Below are 6,381 nucleotides of genomic sequence, written 5' to 3'. Positions count from 1 at the left end.
CCTCGCTCACGGTTGCCCGCCCTGCAAAACCCTTCGCGCCGATGCGATCTGCGTCCACCGCCGCCCGGCCCGCGTTCGTGACGATCGCGATACGCCCCTTGTCCTTGGGCCGGGTTGCCATGACACATACGCGCTTTCCGAATTTCGGCAAAGCGGAATATTTTCGCCCGTGCGCGTTGACCTACCCGTCGCGTGTTTTGCCCGCCGGGCAACACAAGGGATTGTGGCCGGCGGTCAATCCGGCGCGGTTTGCACCGGTGGCGTTTGAGCCGGCGCCTGCGCGGGCTTTGGCGCCGACGGATGGCGGTCAGACCTGGAGTGGTCAGACCTGGCTGGGTCAGACCTGGCGCGGTCAGCCCTGGCAAGATCGCGGCGGAGCGACAATGGCGCGGTGTGCAGGGCAAAGGCGATCGCGATCTGCGTCCGGTTCGAAAGCCGGTATTTGCGCATGATGTTGCCGATATGCGCCCGGACCGTGTTCTCCGAGATCTTCAGCTCGAAGGCGATGTTCTTGTTCTGCAGCCCTCGTGCGATCAGCAGCATCAGCTCTCGCTCGCGCGGTGTCGGCGTAATCGAATCCTTCGGATCCGGGCTCATGGGCTCCTCCCTGGTCGTCGGGCTGACTTGGCTGCTTTCGGCATCGTCTCACTCCGTTTTGAGCGCTTCGATCGGGCTGAGCTTGGATGCCTTGTGAGCGGGATAGAAACCGAAGATGAGGCCGGTGGCGATCGAGAAGGCGAGGGCAAGGCCGATTGCCTGACCGTCGATCGAGGTGACCCATCCCGCCATCCGGGCGACCGTCATCGAGAGCGTGACGCCGCCGAGGACGCCGATGGCGCCGCCGAGCAGGCAGAGCACCAGCGCTTCGCAGAGAAATTGCAGACGGATGTCCCGCATCCGTCCGCCGAGCGCGCGGCGGATTCCGATCTCCCGCGTGCGCTCGGTGACCGAGACGATCATGACATTCATGATGCTGATGCCGCCGACCAGGAGCGAGACCGAGGCGATGGCGACGAGCAGCAGCGCGACGGTGCGGATCGCACCCTGCTGCGCTTCCATCGCGGCGGCCGGATCCTGGACCTTGAAATCGTCCTCCTGGCCGGCGGGGACACGGTGGCGCTGCCGCAGCAAATTCTCGATCTCCGATCGCGCTCCCGCCATCTGTCCGTCGCCCGCCACCTTGGCGATGATGTAGGCAACCGAATCCCGGTTGATGTTGCTGGCGCTGCCGAGGAAACGCAGCTTGGCGGTGGCGAGCGGCACGAAGGCGACGTCGTCCTGCGCGGGGCCCTTGCGGTCGAGCACGCCGACCACCTCGAGCGGCACCTTCATGATCCGGATCTGCGCACCGATCGGATCGTCGCCGTCCGCGAACAGCTCGCGTGCGACCGTGCTGCCGAGGATCACGACCTTGCCCGCACCGGATTCTTCCGCGCCGGAAAAATAGCGGCCGCTCGCCAGCTGCCAGTCGCGCACCATGAAATGCCCCGTCGTCGTGCCGTTGATCGTCGTATTCCAGTTCTTGCCCTCGTGGATGACCTGCGCCGTTCCGGCGAGCGAGCCGGCCGCGGCCTGGATCTCCGGGATCTGCTCGAGGATCGCCTGCACGTCGCCTTCGGTCATGGTCAGCTTGCTGCCGTCCTTGAGACGCACGCCACCCTGATAGACCGCGCCGGGGGTGATCATCAGCACGTTGGCGCCGATCGAGCGGATCTGCTCCTGCAGGCGAAGCTGGGCGCCGGCTCCGATCGCGAACACGGTCACGATGGAGGCGACGCCGATCACGATGCCGAGCATGGTGAGGAAGCTGCGCAGCGGATTGAGGCGCAAGGCGTGCAATGCGATCTGGAAGCCCTGGAGCATCGTCATGACACGGCGTTCCGTTTCGGCGGGATCATGGCCTGGGTCTCATCGGCGACGAGCTCGCCGTCATGCAGGCGGATGGTGCGGCGGCACTGCGTCGCGATGCCGGGATCATGCGTGATCATCACGATGGTCTGGCCGGTCCGGTTGAGCGCGGCGAACAGCGCCAGGATCTCGGCGCCGGTGCGGCTGTCGAGCGCGCCGGTCGGCTCGTCGGCCAGCACGATCAGCGGCGAGGCGATCAACGCGCGCGCAATCGCCACGCGCTGCTGCTCGCCGCCGGAGAGCTGCCGCGGGAAGTGGTGAGCCCGGTGCAGCATGCCGACGGCTTGAAGGCTCGCTTCCGCGCGGGCCAGACGTTCCTTGCGAGCGATGCCGCAATAGACCAGCGGCAGCGCGACATTCTCGATCGCATTGTGGCGGGCCAGCAGGTTGTAGGACTGAAACACGAAGCCGATGCTGCGGGCACGCAAGGACGACCGGCGATCTTCCGACAGGCCGGCGACGTCGGCGCCCTGGAGATAGACCGCGCCCTCGTTCGGCAGGTCGAGCAGCCCGATCATGTTCATCAAGGTCGATTTGCCGGAGCCGGACGGTCCCATCACGGCGACGATCTCGCCTTGCGCGATCTCGAAACTGACGTTGCGCACCGCGGTCACCGCGACCCCGTCGGTGCGATAGGTCCTGCTGACCGATTGGAGGCTGATGAGGGGCGGGGAGGCGGCGGTCATGATCCGAACCTGATGCCGAGAAATTCGAAGCCCGCCGGACGGATCGCCTGGCCGACGGCAACCTGGCTGCCCTCGTCGAGATCGCCGCTCTTGAGTGCGACTTGTTCGACGCCGGCCGCGCCCACCGTCACCGCGATGCGCTGCAGCGCGCCGCTCGCGGTGCGGACCCACACCCCGCTATTAGTGGCCGCGGGGTCCGGTCGCGTGCCGGAGGGCTGGAAGCGCAGTGCGGCGAGCGGCACCTTCAGAACGTCGTCCTGATGCTCGATCACGATCTTGACCAGGGCGGTCATCCCGGGGAGCAGCGCGCCGTCCAGATTGGAGGTCGCCAGGACCACGGTGTAGGTGACGACGTGCTGCTGGGTCTGCGGTGCCTTGCGCACCTGCCGCACCACCGCCTCGAAGCGGCGGTCCGGGTAGGCGTCCACGGTGAAATGGGCGCGCTGGCCAGGGGCGATGCGCCCGATATCGGCTTCGTCGACCTGGGCATGGATCTCCATGTCCTCCAGGCGATGGGCCACCACGAAGGTGGTGCGCGATTCCAATCCGACCGCGAGCGTCTGGCCCTCGTTGACGAACCTGCCGACGACAACGCCGTCGATCGGCGAGCGGATCACGGTGCGGTCGAGATCGGCCTGGGCCGCGGCGAGAACGGCCGCCTTCTCCGGCACGGCCATGCGGGCCTGCTGCAATTCCGCCTCGATCCGGCGGACATCGGCCTGCGCGCCTTCCACCGAATAGGAGTTGAGGGACATCAGGACCTCAGCCTCGCGCTCCTGGGCGAGGCGCGCGGTGAACTCGGTCTGCGCGTCGTCGACCGTCGTCGTCGCCACCACGTTCTGCGATTGCAGCGCCAGCTTGCGCTGCAGGGTCTTCTGCGCCGAGGTCTTGACCGCCTGGGCGCTTTCGAGCTTGGCGGCGAGCACATCCCGGCTGCCGCGCGCGTTTTGCAGGTCGATCCGGGCGCGATCGAGCTTGGCCCTGGCGATGTCGACCAGGGAATTGGCGACCGCCAGCGAAGCCTTGGCTTCGTCGACCTTGGCCGCGAAGCTGCGCGGATCGATCAAGGCGAGCGGCTGATCCTTGGCGACTGTGTCGTTGAAATCGACATAGACCCGGGCGAGCTGTCCGGACAATTGGGAACCGACCTCGATCGTCTTGACCGGCTGCAGGGCACCCGTGACGGTGACGGTCTGCTCGATGCTGCCGCGCTGGATCGCGGCATAGCGGAACAAGGGCGCATCCGACCCGAAGGTCGGCACGTCTCGGCCGGCCGGCACGAGCAGGCGCTTGGTCGAGTCCAGGGCGTGCGAGGCCCGGTCCGCAGCGCGACCGGCCGCGCCGGCGATGGTATCGGGCCCCGCAATGGTGATCGCGGCGAGGCTGCATGCAGTTCCGAGCAAGGCAATGACTGGTACAAATCGCATATCAAAAACCCGCCTCTTTGAAATGGCTTCGCTGGCGGCACGGACTGAGATCGCGCTATGGTTGTAAATCCCCCAGAGCAATATCGATCGTGAGTATGTCGCCGCAGCCGGGGGCGACGGTCGGGTGCGCCTGATGATCCAGAAGTAAAATCGTGGGCTGCGACTTTTCGTGATTTGCTGCGGATGCATACGAAGCGTATCGATATGACGCGCGCGGTATCGAACTCGACAAGCTGACTGGCCGTCCCGTCTGCTCCGGCGAAGCGGACGGTGCCCGGCGTTCAGATCGGCACATGAGTGGCGATGCATGACGCAGCTGGCGACACCGCGATCTCGACACCGGACTGCACGACACCGGATTGCCACATTCTCGCGATCGTGCGCTGCCTGGCGGCGGACGGCGGCGCGCTCGATTCATTCCAATCACGAAGCCCGATATGTGAACGCCTTCACTCGTCACGAACGGGTGTTGGCCCTAAGACGTCGAACCGGCGGACCGATGCGATTCACGAGGTCCCCGCATATTCATCCAAGCACATTGTTTCCGCTTGCAAGAAGAATGGATGGCTCGTTGCTTGCTCATCGAGCCCCAAGCCGGGGAGTCCGTTGCCATGAGTTCAGGTCAAGCCATAGTTTATGTCGTTGACGACGAGATTCAGATTCGAACCGCGATCGGAAGTCTCTGCGAGGAGACCGGACACCAGGTGAAGCTGTTCGCCTCGACGGAAGAATTCCTCGCGGAGGATATCTCGCCCGGGCCTTCGTGCCTCGTGCTCGATGTTCGCTTTCCCGGGACGTCACCGACCGGCCTCGAGCTTCAGCGCCGGCTCGCCGAGACGGGCGTGCCGATCCCGATCGTCTTCATCAGCGGCCATTCCGACGTCCGCGTCTCGGTCGAAGCCATGAAGCGCGGCGCGGTGGAGTTTCTGCCGAAGCCGTTTCGCGAGCAGGAGATCCTCGACGCGATCAGGCACGGCATCGAACGCGATCGCAGGCGGCTGGAACGCGAAGACAGCGTGCGCGAAGCGCGCCAGCGTGTCGACACGCTGACGGCGCGTGAGCGTGAGATCATGCTGCTGATGGCCGAAGGGCTCGTCGCCAAGCAGATCGCGGCGCGGCTTGGCGTGAGCGAAGTGACGGCGAAGGTCCATCGCGCCAGGATGATGCGAAAGCTGGAGCTGCGCACGCCGATCGAGGTGGTGCGCCTGATCGACAGCATGGGGCGCGAAGCGCAGACGCCGCGCGCAGGCGCGGGATAGCGCCGCTGCCGGGCCTTCGCGCGCCGAGATTTCGCGCAGGCGTCTAGTCCGTACCGATTAGCATGAACTGCAGTCTGTCGCGCAGGCCACGATCGGTTCACAGTATCCCTACGATGTCGGCCTCTTCCAAGACGGCATCCGTACTCAGTCAATCAGACAACTTGGCCAGAAAGGGATACTCCATGCGCAAATTGTTTTTTGCTTCCGTTGCATTGTTCGCCCTGTCCTCCGCCGCGCAGGCCGCCAACACCTCGACCACGGTGCAGGTCGGCGTCGTGAACGGCTCGTCCGTCACGCAGAACGGCCTCACCAACGACAGCTCGTCGACCAGCCAGCTCGGCCTCGTGAATACCGCGAGCACGATGCAGGGCACCGGTTCGGCCTCGCTCAACAACGCCAGCACGGTGAACCAGATCGGCGTGCAGAACTCGGCGACCACCGGCCAGGTGGCGTTCGGCAACAACGGCAGCGCGATCACCCAGAACTCGTTCGGGCCGCCCGCGCTGCAGAACAACGCCGCCGCCGTCGGCCAGCTCAGCGTGTTCGGCGTCAACGGCAGCACCGTCTCGCAGACGGCGCACTGAACCACGCAACCGTTTGGCCGGACGCATCCAGTTGCGGTGCGTCCGGACCATTCTCGAATGCACCGCAACCGGCCGGCCGATCAATTGCGACGGCCCGCCTATTCTCGCGGAGGAAATGACATGCGGATCACCTATTTCATTGCAACGGTCGCAGCGCTCGCTGCGTTGACGGCCGCCGATGCACAGGCGGGTAACTCGGCCAGCGTGCTGCAATTCGGAAACACCAACACTTCGTTCATTTCGCAGAGCGGCGGTACCAGCAACAATGCCACGACGCTGCAGTTCGGCGCGACCAACACTGCGACGACGTTGCAGACCGGCTCGCTCCTCACCGTCAACACTTCGGTGATCGGGCAGGGCGGCACGACCGCCACGGCGTCGAACACCGCGCTGGCCGGCCAGGTCGGCGGCTCCAATTCGAGCCTGATCGGCCAGATCGGCGCCAACAACATGGCCGGCGTCGGACAGCTCGGAATCCTGAACGGTTCCACGATCATCCAACAGGCTCCGTGAGCCG

The 6,381-nt window shown here is 65.5% G+C and carries 7 protein-coding genes; 3 read left to right on the top strand and 4 right to left on the bottom strand.

Annotation, left to right across the window (positions count from 1 at the left end):
• Positions 1–234 precede the first annotated feature (234 nt).
• From SE92_RS06770 to SE92_RS06755, 4 genes are read right to left on the bottom strand one after another with little or no spacing between them, the layout of a single operon-like run.
• Complete coding sequence (locus SE92_RS06770) at positions 235–597, bottom strand: response regulator transcription factor (protein WP_063195033.1); 363 nt, start codon at positions 595–597, stop codon at positions 235–237.
• Between the two features lie 48 nt (positions 598–645).
• Positions 646–1,869 (bottom strand): ABC transporter permease, encoded by a 1,224-nt coding sequence (locus SE92_RS06765; RefSeq protein ID WP_063195032.1) that lies wholly within the window; start codon positions 1,867–1,869, stop codon positions 646–648.
• Entirely contained in the window at positions 1,866–2,594 is a 729-nt protein-coding gene (locus tag SE92_RS06760; protein ID WP_063195031.1) for an ABC transporter ATP-binding protein, read from the bottom strand. The genes SE92_RS06765 and SE92_RS06760 overlap by 4 nt, the downstream gene beginning before the upstream one ends.
• Positions 2,591–4,021, bottom strand: coding sequence for an efflux RND transporter periplasmic adaptor subunit (locus tag SE92_RS06755; RefSeq protein WP_063195030.1), 1,431 nt, complete (start codon positions 4,019–4,021; stop codon positions 2,591–2,593). Before SE92_RS06755 ends, SE92_RS06760 begins: the two co-directional genes overlap by 4 nt.
• Positions 4,022–4,632: 611 nt before the next feature.
• Here SE92_RS06755 and SE92_RS06750 point away from each other — a divergent pair.
• The 3 genes from SE92_RS06750 to SE92_RS06740 all read left to right on the top strand — a co-directional run bounded on the left by SE92_RS06750 (position 4,633) and on the right by SE92_RS06740 (position 6,377).
• Entirely contained in the window at positions 4,633–5,280 is a 648-nt protein-coding gene (locus SE92_RS06750) for a response regulator transcription factor (RefSeq protein ID WP_063195029.1), read from the top strand.
• Positions 5,281–5,462: 182 nt separating this feature from the next.
• Entirely contained in the window at positions 5,463–5,864 is a 402-nt protein-coding gene (locus SE92_RS06745) for a hypothetical protein (RefSeq protein ID WP_063195028.1), read from the top strand.
• Positions 5,865–5,984: 120 nt separating this feature from the next.
• Positions 5,985–6,377, top strand: coding sequence for a curlin (locus SE92_RS06740; protein WP_063195027.1), 393 nt, complete (start codon positions 5,985–5,987; stop codon positions 6,375–6,377).
• Positions 6,378–6,381 lie beyond the last annotated feature (4 nt).

Source organism: Bradyrhizobium sp. AT1 (assembly GCF_001590795.1).
Classification (GTDB): Bacteria; Pseudomonadota; Alphaproteobacteria; order Rhizobiales; family Xanthobacteraceae; genus Bradyrhizobium.
Note: the sequence above shows the minus strand (reverse complement) of the source record. Positions and strands in the feature narration are given on the sequence as shown.